The following is a 13,350-nucleotide window of genomic DNA, read 5'->3' as shown; positions in this document are numbered from 1 at the left end:
ACAAACCGGCGCTCAGTCTGCCGGGCGGCTGTCGGCCGGCTTGGTGCGACGCCGGGCCGCAGCCGTGGTTTTGGAAGTGGTTTTGGCGGTGGTTTTGCTGGTTTTGCTGGTTTTGGCTGCTTTGCCGGGTTTCGCGTCTTTCACCGGCTGGTCGACAACGGCAGTCGCTGCCACCGAACCGGCCGAGGCCGGATTGACTGCCATCTGGGAACTCAGGCGCGATAACAAAGCCGCCTGCGAGGCCTCCGAAAAGGCATAGCTGCCCACGTGGGTGAGGGCAAAACGCTTGGAGATAAAGATCCTGCCCCCAAGGGAGCGCCAGCGATTGCAGAAGAGCCAGTCTTCACTCATGAACACTTTTTCACCGAACAGCCCGCACTCGAAGAAGGCATGGAGATGGGTGTTGATGGAGGGATCGAGGCCACAGTCGTCCGTGTAACGGAGCTCCGGCATCGCTTCCGCCATCCGTGTGAACACGTCACGCTTCAGCAGCAGGAAACCGGTGCCGATCCGCTCCACCTCCGCTTTGGTGTCATCCACCTCGCCATCAGGGAGCGGATTGATCACGTAATCGATCGGCAGACTTTTTTTGGGGTAGCCGCCCCCGATCACATCGACATCCTCCTGAAGCAGCATCAGGATGTATTCAGGGTCGAAGCCGATATCGGCATCCACAAACATCAGGTGGGTCGCCCGGGGATTGTTCATCGCCCTGGCCACCAGCGCATTCCGGCCACGGGGAATCAGACTTTCATTCACCAACGTGTCCAGGCTCCACTCGAGTCCCCACTGCGGTGCCCTGGCGATGAAACGCACAAAGCTGGTGAAGGTGACTTCCGAGATCTGACCGCCGTAACAAGGGATCAGAAAGTGGAGATGCACGTTGCTTTCAGCCATGTGGCTCGATCCTATGGGGCGCCAATCGCACTGATGACAGGATTCAGACCAGAGCGCCCACCTGCCTTCCCATGGCCAGCCAAGATCTCGAGGCTTTTCTCAACAGCATCGACAGCAACCCGGACCTGCAGGACCAGCTCAGCAGCCTCGACCTCCAAGGGGTGCTGAGCCTGGCCAGGGACAAGGGATTTCAGGTGAGGGCGGCCGATCTGCTTCGCGCCCAGGCGGAGCAGATCCTGGCGATGAGCGACGACGACCTCGATCTACTGGTGGAGGGCGGCATCGACGACCTCTTCGGCATGAACGACTTCCAGGCTTATTTGGATCGCACCTGAGCGCTCAGCAACAACGCAGCAGCGAGATAGCCATGGGGGTCAGGGGCCAGGCCCCCTTCCCGGTCACCAGCCCAGCGCCAGTTGGCCTGATTCGCCGGATCCACAATGTTCGGATCGGGAAGCTGCATCACCAGCAACGACTGAAAGGCGTCCGGTGCGGTGATCAGTCGATCCAACTTCTCACTGGCCAGGTGCTGCTCAGGGGTGGTGCCGTGACGCAGCAGAAACAGCGCTTGAGCAAAGCGTTCGAGGCGCTCCGCCGCCTCTTCGGGCATCGCCGCTCGCACGGCAGGCGTGAGCGTCTGAGCCTGAATACTCCGCACCAGCAAACGCGGCAAGCAGCCGCGCGGCAGCAGGCTGAGCATCAGGCCGTCATGGGGCCACCAGGTGCTGCGGAACAGGCCCTGATCGAGACGCTGACGCAGAAGCTGGAGTGCCTCAGCCGCATGGGGGAGGCCCGGGTCGCTGGCGAGATTGGCCAGCACACAGTCGTGAGGAGCACACCATCCCTTGAGTTGAGCCACGGGTCGCTGAATGAAGGCCGCGATCGGGCCAGGGTCGGGATAAGTGCGCACTCCCTCATCCGCTCGCCAGATCTGCTCGAGCCAGTGATCCAACTCTGGAGATGAGGCGCGGTCGAGAGCGAGCAGACAGCGGCGCAGCCAGATCGAACTGTCGCCATCCACGGGCGTGTGGCGGTTGTAACCCACCGGACGGGGACATTCGAGAAGAGACTCCAGCGCACGCTGCTGACGGGTATAGGCCGCCTTCAGGCGGGCATGCTCTCGCCAGTCAGCCAGCAGAGTGAGACAGGCCAGAGGCACCCACTGATCCGACAATCCCGGACGCAGAGCAAAGCCACCCCAGCCCTGATCGGCCTGGGCCAACCAGGCGAGGGCGTGATCCCAGCTCGTTGCGATGGGAGCACTGACCATCGCCCCCATGTAGGCCTTGTGGTCAACCAACGCGGAGGCCTCAAACACCAGTTTCTGATGACTGAGTCCGCCCCGGAGCGCAACCCTCCGGGAACCACAGGAGAGGGATGGGTGATACAGCCCGAGCTTGGCGAGCGCGTCGAGCTTTCGAGCCGAAAGGAGGGCCGGATGGGCTGGCCATCGCGGCCACTGCTCAGAGCCCGTGGGAATCGGCCCCGGATGACCGGTGATCGTGTGCTGCAGGCGATAGAGGGGAAACACCTCGAGGGCGTAGCGATCCCGAAACCGTTGGCGACTACCGAGCGCCAGAGCCAGTGGAAACCCCTGCAACGCCTCCCGGAGCAGCGGCGCCAGATCCAACTGCTGCAACAGAGCCTGGGGCGATGGCACGGCGAACAGCAACCGCCATTCCTCTCGGCCGGGATGGAGATCCACCCCCACCTGATCGAGGGATCCAAGCGACAGCGGAGCCAGATCGGCCCACCAATCACCGGAGGGCAGAGGCAGCCTGGAACGCAGCGCTGGGGCGAGGCCGGCATGCCAGCGCTGAAGCCATACGCCCACCCTCGCCTGAGGCATGGAATCGGCGAGGCGACGGAACAGCAGAAACGGCTGGCCGACGCGGACGCGGGGAGCCTCGGTGAATTCCAGCCAGGTCTCCGCCTGAAGGCCCGCAATCGGCTCGAACAGGCCCTGCAGATCCCGGGGCGAGAGTCCTCCGGAACAACGGCCGGCGCCATCGAGAAACGGCGCGAGGATGGATTGCCAGCGCTGGAGTCGGTTGCTGAGGATCAGGGCCGCCATGTGGGGGCGGCGACGCAGGCCCCGTTTGGAAAGCTCCAAACCGATGGCCGGGGCATCGAAAGGCGAAAGACCGCAGAGAAAGTTGCGCTGCACCGAGGAGGGATTCAGGGGTTCGAGCAACGCCGATGCGGCCGGCGAACCATGCCAGAAGGAGTCCCAGGTGGGGCGCATGCAACAACCTCAGGAGCGCCATGATGACAGCCTCTTGCTGTCTGAGCGTGCCTGCTGCAGCCTGGATCGATCGCCAGGGGGTGATGCGCGAATTCTGCGCAGCCAACAAAGTGGAGCGGATCCGCTCCCTGATTCAGCAGCCATCAGCTTCAGAGAGCTCACTCGAAGCAAGCGTGCGGGGCTACGGCCAGCACTGGGACTTTCGCGAAAATCTCTGGAAAGATCACCCGGAACTGGAGCGCTGGCTGCTCGAGGAAGAACCAGCGCAACTGGCCGCCGATCTTCTCTGCAGCGATCGGGTGTGGCTCCTGCGCGATCAGACCTACTGCAAGCGACCCGGCAGTGAACTGACCCCCTGGCACCAGGATGCCCTGTTCATTCCGGTGGAAGGCTGCGAGTTCCTCACAATCTGGATCCCCCTCAGTTCGATCCGATCCCAGGCCGACGCACCATTGGAATACTGGCGCGCGCCCCATCCCTGCTGTGAGCTGCTGGATGGGGGCAGCAGCAGCAGCAGCCACAGAAAAAATCGACGCACCTGGACCGCCGATGGGCGTGACCACACGACGACGCTGGGCCTGAAGCCCGGGGATTGCAGCTACCACGACGGCTGGACCCTGCATGGCAGCGATTGCCACGAGGCCGCCACTGAACGGCTGGCGATTGTGGCCGTGTATGGCTGCGGAGAAGGAGTGCTGCGACTGGCCCCGGCCATGAGCCTGGCTCCGCAGAGTCTGCGCGGCCAATCCCACCTCCTGCGCGAGGGCCTTCATCGTTCCTGCTTCCCTGGCTTGCGGGAGGGTGACCCCGTGCCGAGCCATCACAATCCCTGGATTCGCTGCAGCCCTCGAAAAGAACTCACCTAAGGTTCGTCATCTTTTCATCCGTTGAACCTCAACAACCATGAGCGACCACGAGAACGCCTCAGAGATGGTGCAGGCGGAAGCCCTGAACCCAACGTCTGCCGATGGCGGTCAGCAGACCCTCACCCTCGACGGTCGGGTCTATCCGATGGAAGCCCTGCCCGCCGATGCTGTGGTTGTGCTCAACGACCTCATCCGCTGTGAGAACGAACTCAATGAGCACCGCTTTCGCCTGCGTCAGCTCGCATCAGCTCAGCAGAGCATGACGGTCACGCTCACGCAATTGATCACCGCCGCTGGCCTGGAGCCGATCGCCACAGTGGATGGAGCTCAGGTTGACGCCGCTCAATCGGAAGACGAGGCCGCCTGAGCCGGGCTGGAGGAACGGGGGATCGGGGAGGTGATGACCAAGTTGCGGGCATCCTCCCCGTTCTCATTGGAAAGGAAGCGCACCATCTCATCGAGCGAATAGGCCTTCAGCACGGTGGGGCGCTTGGCTGAGACGTTGCTCTGGTTGACCAACAGAGCCATCGTGGTGAAGGAGAACGCACAGGGCACCACCGTGCGAGATGACGTGCTGCGGTCAGCCCCCTGAGCCGTTGGGGTGATCCGCACCAAGGGGTCGGGGCACAGCACGTAGGGCTGCTGCCGGGCCAAATTTCTGGCCTGCTCGGGCTGAACACCCTGCTGCTGCAGCAAACCCACCACAGCCGGAATCTGGGCAGGATCGGGCAGGTAGGCCCGCTGCAGCGCTTCATCCTTCTGGCGCGCCGCAAGATACGCCGCCTCAAACGTGGTGAGAGCCAGAGGCGCCACCCGGAACTCAGCTTCGCCGGGCTGACGCTGGCGCCAGTTCTTGGCAAAAAGATCGGCAGCCAGAGGGGAGAAGAACGCCACCATGCCCACGTCTTTCAGGGCTCTCACCTCGCCGGCTGCCGTGACCGGGGTCAAGACCGTGACCGTGGCAAAGGCTTGATCCACCTGCTCGGGGGGAAGCGCTCGGGCCGCTGAAAACAGCCCTCCTGCGCCGAATCCCGCAGCGATCACTAACGAGCCCAAAGCGGCTCGCCCACAAGCAAGTCGTGTGGCCAAGGAATTCACGGCGACTGGGGGGATTCAAGCAGTGATCAGCTGCTCTGAAACCACTCCGGGAACTGGCGGCATCTCGAAACAAAAGCGATGGCAGCCCCCCGCTGTGCCATTAATCTCTGCCGAATTGAAATGCGATTCCCGCATTGAATCGGCGAGCATCCTCGGCACTGGCTCTCCTTCCCGCCTTCATGTTGTTGGCGGGGAAGACGACGAGCGTGCTCGCCCAGACTCAGAATGTCGGCTCAGGCTCCTACACCTCTCCACCGTCAGACCCCTACCTCTACGGAACCGGTAGCAACGGCTCCAATAAGGGTTATGACCCCTGGAGCAGCACCGGCGAAACCGGTGGTAGCGGCGGTCAGGGGCCCAACATCACCCAGACGGTCACTGGCAATTACGGAGCGATCTCCGGCACCGAGGGTGGGGGCCTGGGCTCCGAATCCACAGGAGGTAACGGCGGTACGGGTGGCACGTCCGTCGGCAACGGCGGTGCGGGCGGAACGGGTGGCTCGCCAGGCAATGTCTCCGTCACGATGTCGAGCGGCAGCTCGATTTCGCTCTCAGCCAACGCCAACAAACTGGTCGGCGTTCAGGCCTCAGCGATTTCCGGACAGGGCGGGGATGGCGGTGGCGCTGGCCTCTCTAGTGGTGGTCCTGGAGGAGCCGGCGGCAGCTCCACCGGTCAGACGGCAGGGATCACGATTCAGAGCGGTGCCTCAGTAAGCGTCAGCAACAGCTCCACCAGTTCCGACAACGGTGGTGCGATCGGTGTGCTCTCGCAGAACACCGGTGGCATCGGTGGCGAAGGCGGCAGCGGCACTTTCGGCTCCGGTGGGACAGGTGGCACGGGCGGTTTTTCCGGCCTGGCCACCGGAACCAATGCCGGCACGATCACTGTCAACTCTGCCGGTGACGCCGGCGGCGCCGGCATCCTGGTGCAATCGGTGGGCGGCCAGGGTGGCGCCTCCGGTAGCGGCGGATTGATCGTCACCTATGGCGGCACTGGTGGTACCGGCGGTAACGCCGGCAACGTGAACGCCAGCAACACCGGCACGATCAGCACGACCGGTAACAACGTGCCGGGCATCAACGCGCAGTCGGTCGGTGGCGGCGGCGGTTCCGTCCCCGGCTCCGTGTCGATCGTGAATCTGGGCTCGAGTGAAGGGGGAGCCGGCGGTGATGGCGCCACGGCCTCCGCGTCGATGAGCGCCGGCACCATCATCACCAATGGCGATAGCTCTCAGGGGATCATCGTTCAATCGATCGGCGGCGGCGGTGGTGCCATCGGCAGCATGGTGTCTGCGATCACGCTGGGGTCGTCCTCCACGGCCGGTGCAGGCGGCAATGCCGGCACGGCCTCACTCACCTTTTCAGGCGGATCGATCACCACAGGTCCCGCCAGTGCCGGCACCCTCTCCTCCGGCATCCTGGTGCAGTCGATCGGTGGCGGCGGCGGCAGTGCCGGCACCAGTTACGGAATCATCGCCTTCGGTGCCGAGGGCGGCACCGGTGGTGACGGCGGCACTGCGTCCGCCCAGCTTTCCGGCGGTAGCGTCACCACCTTCCAGGACTATGCCCCTGGGGTGATCGTGCAATCGGTCGGCGGCGGCGGCGGTAATGGCGGCAATGCCAGCTCAGCGGGCGTTGGTATCTCTGTTGCCGTGGGTGGCAATGGTGCCGCCGGCGGCAAGGGTGGAACAGCTCAGGTCACCGCACCTGCAGATGCTGACCCCATCACGATCAATACTTCTGGCAACAGCTCCCCTGGCCTGTTGGTGCAGAGCATCGGCGGCGGCGGCGGTAACGGCGGCAGCTCCACGTCCGGTTCTGTCGGTGCTGGTTTCTCCGTCTCCGTCGCAGTGGGCGGTAGTGGCGGATCCGGCAACACGGGCGGCACCGTCAATGTGGGCGCCAGCGGGTCGCCGTTCTCTGCAGACATCACCACGCGTGGTGATTTCTCGCCAGGCATCAGTGCCACCAGCATTGGCGGTGGCGGTGGCGCCGGCGGCAGCGCAGGCGCCATCTCCTTCAGTGCTGGGATCAGCGCCAGCGTCGGCGTGGGTGGCAAAGGTGGCAGTGGTGGTGATTCCGGCCCGGTCAATGTCTTTGCCGATGGCACGATCAGCACGTCTGGATTCCAGTCTCCCGGCCTGAATGCCGCCAGCATCGGCGGCGGCGGCGGCAGTGGCGGTCAGAGCCTGAGCATCTCCGCCGGTGCCGGTGCCGTCGCCCCCTCGGTGGGTGGTTCCGGTTCCGCCGGGGGCAGTGGCAACAGCGTGTCGGCCAACTTCAGCGGCTCAGCGATCACCACCACCGGCGCCTATTCGCCAGGCGTGAGCATCAGCAGCATCGGCGGTGGCGGCGGCAGTGGTGGTAGCGCCATTTCCGCTTCAGGCTCGATCACCGCCAGCATCGGCGTCGGTGTCGGTGGGTCAGGATCTTCGGGCGGTTCTGCCGGCAGCGCCAGCGGCAACATCAGCGGCGATCTCAGCACCTCCCGCAGCTATTCGCCGGGCATCCTGATTCAGTCCATCGGTGGTGGTGGCGGCAGCGGCGGTTCGGCCATCACCGGATCCTTCAGTGCCAATCCGGTGGCCAGTGGTTCCGTTGCCGTCGGCGTTGGCGGATCCGGTGGTGGTGGTGGTGCCGGCGGCAACGTCAATCTCACCTACAGCGACGGATCGATCCGCACTGGCCTGATCGAAGGCGAGAGCTACTCCCCCGGCATCCTGGCCCAATCGGTCGGTGGTGGCGGCGGCCAGGGCGGTTCGGCGATCACCGGAAGCGTGGCCATTGGCGGCACCGCCGGTGTCAGCGCCAATTTCGGCATCGGCGGTTCCGGTGGCAGCGGTGTCAACTCCGGCAATGTCACCGTCACGGCAGATTTTGCTGATGATGACCTGATCAGCACCCTCGGTGATTTCTCCCAGGGGATCCTGGCCCAGTCGATCGGCGGCGGTGGTGGCCAGGGCGGTTCTTCCCTCAACATCCAACTCTCCGGCGGTGGTAGTGCCGGCGTGAACGTGGGTGGGTCGGTGGGCGGCACCGGAGGCAGCGGTGCCAATGCAGGCAGCGTCACGGTGACGACGAGCTCCGGATTGATTTCCACCCTTGGTAATCAATCGGCTGGTATCTACGCCCAATCGGTGGGCGGTGGTGGCGGCGCCGGCGGTTCCGTCCTGAGCGTGAGTGCCTCGGGTGGTGCAGCAGGCGTGAATGCAGGTGCGGCCGTGGGCGGCTCTGGTTCCGGCGGTGGTAATGCCAGCGCGGTGACCGTCACCAGTGGCAGCAGCATCCGCACCCAAGGCAGTCAGTCCTATGGCATTTTCGCCCAGTCGGTGGGTGGCGGTGGCGGATCCGGCGGCAATGCGATCAGTGGTTCCATCGCCATTGGCAGTGCGGGCGTGAACGCCGGGGCCACCATCGGCGGTGGCGGATCCGGCGGCGGCAGCGGCGGCAGCGTCACCGTGAGCTCCACTGGCAGCTCCATCGAAACCGTTGGAGCCAATGCTGCGGCTATCTATGCCCAGTCGGTGGGCGGCGGCGGTGGTGCCGGCGGCAGTGCCATGACTCTCCAGCTTGCTGGGGGCGATGGCGCCGTGAACGTGGGCGTGACCCTCGGCGGCACCGGTGGCCGTGGTGGTTCCGGTAGCACGGTGAGCGTGAGCAACAGCTCCCTGCTGCGCACCGAAGGCACCAATGCTCCTGGCCTGTTCGCCCAGAGCGTTGGCGGCAGCGGTGGTAGCGGCGGCAACGCCATCACCGGGCAGCTCCAGGTGGGCGGCAGCGCCAGCGTGGGCGTCGGCGCCACCGTGGGCGGAAAGGCGGGTAGCGGTGCCTTCGCCGGCAACGTCACCGTCAACAACACCGGTACCTCCGTCACCACCCTCAACGACCAATCCGCCGGTCTCTTTGCCCAATCGGTGGGCGGCAGCGGCGGCAATGGTGGCTCCGCGCTGACCGCGTCCCTCTCCGGCTCAGGTGGAGTCCCGGTGAGCGCCCAGGCCACCGTTGGCGGCCAAGGTGGCAGCGGTGGTTACGCCGGCAATGTGTCGGTCACCAACAACGCCACCATCAGCACCGGCAGCGTCATCCCCGCTGCTGATGGTCTGGATGCCTACCTCGCCGGCATCTATTCCTATGGCATTTACGCCCAGTCGGTGGGTGGCGGTGGCGGCACCGGCGGCAGTGTGCTGCAGGCCAACGTGGCGGTTGGAACTGAGGTTTCTGTCAGCACAGGCGTCGCCATCGGTGGCGGTGGCGGCAGCGGCAACACCGCCGGCTCCGTTTCTGTGACGAACAACGGTGCCTCGATCACCACCCTGGGCGATTTCGCTACGGGCATCCTGGCCCAGTCAATCGGCGGTGGCGGTGGTGCCGGTGGCAGCGCCCTCAACATTCAGGCCTCCGGAGGACAAACCGCCGTGTCGGCTGGCGTCACCCTGGGCGGCAAGGGTGGCAGCGGCGGCACCGCCTCGAATGTGAGTGTGAGCAACCTCGCCGACATCAGCACCGGCACGATCTTCGACAACGGCACCTACAACACGCTGTATGGCAACAACGCCTACGGCATCTACGCCCAGTCGGTGGGCGGCGGCGGTGGCGCCGGCGGCCAGGCCATCAGTGGCACCCTGTCGTTATCGCAGGATGCCTCAGTCAACGTCGGCGTCAGCCTTGGAGGAGATGGAGGCACGGGGTCCAACAGCGGCAACGTCTCGATCAGCAACAGCGGCTCGATCACCACCCTTGGCGATCAGGCGGCCGCGATCTATGCCCAATCGCTTGGTGGTGGCGGCGGCTCCGGTGGCCGTGTGATTAATGCCCAGCTGTCGGGGTCGAGCAGTGGAACCGCCATCAACGCCGGAGCAGCCGTGGGTGGTAAAGGGGCTGCTGCCGGCAACGCTGGATCCGTCACGGTCACCAACAGCGGCAACCTGCGCACAGGCACCGTTCTCACCAACAACGTCAACGGTGAGAGTCAACTTTTCGGCGGCTATGGCTATGGCATCTTTGCCCAGTCGGTGGGCGGTGGTGGTGGTGCCGGCGGCAGCGCCATCTCAGCTCAGCTTTCTGCCGGTTTCAGTGGCCAACCCACGGTCAATGCCGGCGTAAACCTCGGTGGCACCGGCGGCGCAGGAGGCAATGCGAGCTCCGTCAGCGTGAGCAACACGGGCTCCAGCATCCGCACCCTTGGCGATTTCGCTACGGGCATCCTGGCCCAGTCGATCGGTGGCGGCGGTGGCGTCGGCGGCAGCGTGCTGAACATCCAGGCGAGCATCGCCGGTGGCGGTAATGGTCAGGCCCTCAATGCCGGGGTCAACATCGGTGGCGACGGTGGCCCAGCCTCCAATGCCGGTGCCGTGACCGTGAGCAACACGGCAGCCATCACCACCGGCACCATCCTTAATGAGGTGCTGTATGGCAACAATGCCTACGGCATCTACGCCCAGTCGGTGGGTGGTGGCGGTGGCGCCGGTGGCAACACCTACAGCGGCCAGTTGAGCCTGTCGCAATCCAACGCCGCCAATTTCGGTGTGAATCTCGGCGGCAGTGGGGGCAACGGCGGCACCGGCGGTGCCGTGAACATCACCAACAGTGGCGACATCCTCACCATCGGCAACCTGAGTGCAGGCGTTTACGGTCAATCTCTCGGTGGCCAGGGCGGCAGTGGCGGTCAGGCCGTCAATGTGCAGCTGGGCCTCTCCTCAAAGGGGAAAACGATCAATGCCGGCGCCAACGTCGGTGGTGACGGCGGCTCCGGCGGCAATGCCGACAGCGTCACCATCAACAACAGCGGCACGATCAGCACCGGGACGCTGCTCAGCAACAGCACCTACGGCGATGTGGTGTATGGCGATTTCGCCTACGGACTCTTCGCCCAGTCGGTGGGGGGCGGTGGCGGCGCCGGTGGGACGGCGACGAACGCTCAGTTGAGTGCGTCCAATTCCGATGCTGCCGTCAACATCGGCGTCAACATCGGTGGCACCGGTGGTGCTGGTGGCTCGGCGGCCTCGGTCACGGTCACCAACACAGCTCCCAGGATCACAACCCTGGGTGATTTCGCTGGCGGCATTGTGGCCCAGTCGATCGGCGGCGGCGGCGGAAGCGGTGGCAGCACCCTCAACCTGCAGGCGACCGCAAGCAATTCCAATCAGATGGCCATCACCGGTGGCGTGAATCTGGGTGGTTCTGGCGGTAGTGGCAGCAATTCCGGCTCCGTCACCGTGTCGTCGAGCAGCATCATCTCCACCGGTCTCTCTAACGATGACGGTGATGTGATCGCCGGAGATTTTTCCTACGGCATCCTGGCCCAGTCGGTGGGTGGCGGTGGTGGCACCGGTGGCTCCTCCACCAGCTATCAGGCCACAATCTCTAAGGCAGGAAAGCCGATCAGCCTCGGCGCCAATGTGGGTGGCGACGGCGGCCCCGGTGGCAATGCCGGCAACGTGCTGGTCAATGTGTCGGGTGCGATCACCACCCTCGGCGCTTCGGCGACTGGCCTGCTCGCCCAATCGGTGGGTGGTGGCGGTGGCGCCGGCGGCAGCAGCGAATCGTTCAACCTCACGGCCTCCAAATCGGGCAGCGACACGATTCAGGGCAGCGTGAACGTCAATCTGGGCGGCGCCGGGACCCAGGGTGGATCGGGTGCTTCGGTGACCGTGCGGCCTGACAGCACCGGCAACGGGCTCACGATCACCACCTCCGGCTCGCTCGCATCGGGCCTGGTCGCTCAATCGATCGGCGGCGGTGGTGGTGCCGGCGGCAGTACCAGCAACACCAGCTACAACAAATCTGAATCCAAATATTCGTTTGGTGCCAGCGCCAACGTCGGCGGCAAGGGCGGCACCGGTGGCGATAGCGGCACGGTGACCGTCGGCAACGGCAGCAGCAATCCACTGGTGTTGGCTGTCACCACAGCTGGCGACAGTGCCACGGGCTTCCTGGCCCAATCCGTCGGTGGCGGTGGTGGTACCGGTGGTGGCGCTAGCGCCAACAATCAGGGCGGCGCCCTGAACGTGAACTTCAGCATGGGCGCCCAGGGCGGCGCTGGTGGAAACGCCAGCAACGTCACCGTCAACACTCTGGCCGACATCCTCACCGCAGGCGATAACGCCGCAGGTCTGATTGCCCAGTCGATCGGTGGTGGTGGCGGTGCTGGCGGCAGCACCACCACCCGCTCTAGCGCCAGCGCCCCCTCAGGCAACAGCAGTTCATCGTCCAGTTCCAGTTCAAGCAGCAGCTCAAGTTCCAGCTCCGGCAATTCGACGTTCAGCTTTGGCGCCAGTGTCAGCGTCTCCGGTAATGGCGGTGGTGGTGGCAACGCCGGGGCCGTTTCGGTTGGTTATGGCGGCAACGTCGTCACCAGCGGCGCCTCCTCCGATGGTCTGTTCCTCCAATCCGTCGGCGGTGGCGGTGGTGCCGGTGGCTCTGCTCTCAGTGATGCGTCGGCATCCGGCGGCAGCAGTGTGTCTGGTTCGGCGTCCTTCGCGATGGGCGGCTCCGGTGGATCCGGTGGCTCTGGTGGAGCCGTCAGCCTGATTGGGCTGAAGCCGATCAATGTGCTCACCCGTGGCGACTCTTCGGTGGGCATCACCCTGCAAAGTTTGGGTGGCGGCGGTGGTCGGGCCGGTGATGTCAAATCCACCACCACCACCGACTCCAATGCCAGCTTCACCTTCGGAGCTTCAGCTGGGGTTGGTGGCACCGGTGGATCGGGTGGTTCGGCTGGTGCTGTCAGCTTCGGCTCCAGTTCCAACCTGGTTGATGTCAACGTCACCACCCTCGGTGACAACGCCACCGCGATGCTGCTCCAATCGGTTGGCGGTGGCGGCGGCATCGGCTCCTCCACCACCAACGGCTCATCGGCCGGCAACCTCTCGGTGTCGTTCGGCATGGGCGGCGCCGGCGGCAACGGAGGCAGCGCCGGCAACGTCAGCGTGTTCGCAGACGGCACCTTCCTGACATCGGGCCAATACGCCACAGGTGTGTTGTTGCAATCGATCGGTGGCGGTGGCGGTGCCGGTGGCTCCGTTACTTCCAATGCCTCCTCAGAAGCGAAAACGGCTAATTCCAGCTTCTCCTTCGGCGCCTCCGCCGGCGTTGCCGGTGAGGGTGGTGGTGGCGGCAATGCCGGCGCGATCAATGGCAGCCTGATTGGTCAGATCGGCACCCAGGGCGATCAGTCCTATGGCCTCTTCGCCCAGTCCGTCGGTGGCGGTGGTGGTGCCGGTGGCTCAGTGACGCAAGCGGAAT

The 13,350-nt window shown here is 64.9% G+C and carries 7 protein-coding genes (1 of these 7 only partly in view); 4 read left to right on the top strand and 3 right to left on the bottom strand.

Annotation, left to right across the window (positions count from 1 at the left end):
- Positions 1 to 12: 12 nt before the first annotated feature.
- A complete protein-coding gene (locus SynWH8101_RS01300; RefSeq protein ID WP_130128258.1) occupies positions 13 to 897 on the bottom strand; it encodes a hypothetical protein in 885 nt (294 codons plus the stop codon).
- A gap of 71 nt (positions 898 to 968) precedes the next feature.
- Between SynWH8101_RS01300 and SynWH8101_RS01295 the strand changes: the two genes are divergently transcribed.
- A complete protein-coding gene (locus SynWH8101_RS01295; RefSeq protein ID WP_130128257.1) occupies positions 969 to 1,232 on the top strand; it encodes a Nif11-like leader peptide family RiPP precursor in 264 nt (87 codons plus the stop codon).
- On the opposite strand, the gene SynWH8101_RS01290 is transcribed toward SynWH8101_RS01295, so the two are convergent.
- Positions 1,214 to 3,142 (bottom strand): hypothetical protein, encoded by a 1,929-nt coding sequence (locus SynWH8101_RS01290; protein WP_130128256.1) that lies wholly within the window; start codon positions 3,140 to 3,142, stop codon positions 1,214 to 1,216. The genes SynWH8101_RS01295 and SynWH8101_RS01290 overlap by 19 nt on opposite strands.
- Positions 3,143 to 3,189: 47 nt before the next feature.
- Between SynWH8101_RS01290 and SynWH8101_RS01285 the strand changes: the two genes are divergently transcribed.
- Entirely contained in the window at positions 3,190 to 4,008 is an 819-nt protein-coding gene (locus SynWH8101_RS01285) for a phytanoyl-CoA dioxygenase family protein (RefSeq protein ID WP_254428006.1), read from the top strand.
- Positions 4,009 to 4,045: 37 nt separating this feature from the next.
- Complete coding sequence (locus SynWH8101_RS01280) at positions 4,046 to 4,375, top strand: hypothetical protein (protein ID WP_130128254.1); 330 nt, start codon at positions 4,046 to 4,048, stop codon at positions 4,373 to 4,375.
- On the opposite strand, the gene SynWH8101_RS01275 is transcribed toward SynWH8101_RS01280, so the two are convergent.
- Positions 4,351 to 5,097: a hypothetical protein gene (locus SynWH8101_RS01275; protein WP_254428005.1), complete on the bottom strand. Its 747-nt coding sequence runs from the start codon at positions 5,095 to 5,097 to the stop codon at positions 4,351 to 4,353. The two genes, SynWH8101_RS01280 and SynWH8101_RS01275, sit on opposite strands and share 25 nt — an antisense overlap.
- A gap of 215 nt (positions 5,098 to 5,312) precedes the next feature.
- Here SynWH8101_RS01275 and SynWH8101_RS01270 point away from each other — a divergent pair, with 215 nt between their 5' ends.
- A protein-coding gene (locus SynWH8101_RS01270) for an autotransporter outer membrane beta-barrel domain-containing protein (protein ID WP_130128253.1) crosses the window boundary here: on the top strand, positions 5,313 to 13,350 show its 5' portion. The gene runs 20,177 nt beyond the window's last position; the window shows 8,038 of its 28,215 coding nt (coding positions 1–8,038); it begins with the start codon at positions 5,313 to 5,315; the stop codon falls past the right edge of the window.

It is taken from the genome of Synechococcus sp. WH 8101 (assembly GCF_004209775.1).
GTDB lineage: Bacteria > Cyanobacteriota > Cyanobacteriia > PCC-6307 > Cyanobiaceae > Synechococcus_C.
The sequence above is the reverse complement of the archived record's forward strand: the minus strand, read 5'-3'. Positions and strand labels throughout refer to the sequence as shown.

Coding starts and splice junctions, on each gene's coding strand:
- SynWH8101_RS01300 (WP_130128258.1), bottom strand. CDS start 897: ATGGCTGAAAGCAACGTGCATCTCCACTTTCTGATCCCTTGTTACGGC.
- SynWH8101_RS01295 (WP_130128257.1), top strand. CDS start 969: ATGGCCAGCCAAGATCTCGAGGCTTTTCTCAACAGCATCGACAGCAAC.
- SynWH8101_RS01290 (WP_130128256.1), bottom strand. CDS start 3,142: ATGCGCCCCACCTGGGACTCCTTCTGGCATGGTTCGCCGGCCGCATCG.
- SynWH8101_RS01280 (WP_130128254.1), top strand. CDS start 4,046: ATGAGCGACCACGAGAACGCCTCAGAGATGGTGCAGGCGGAAGCCCTG.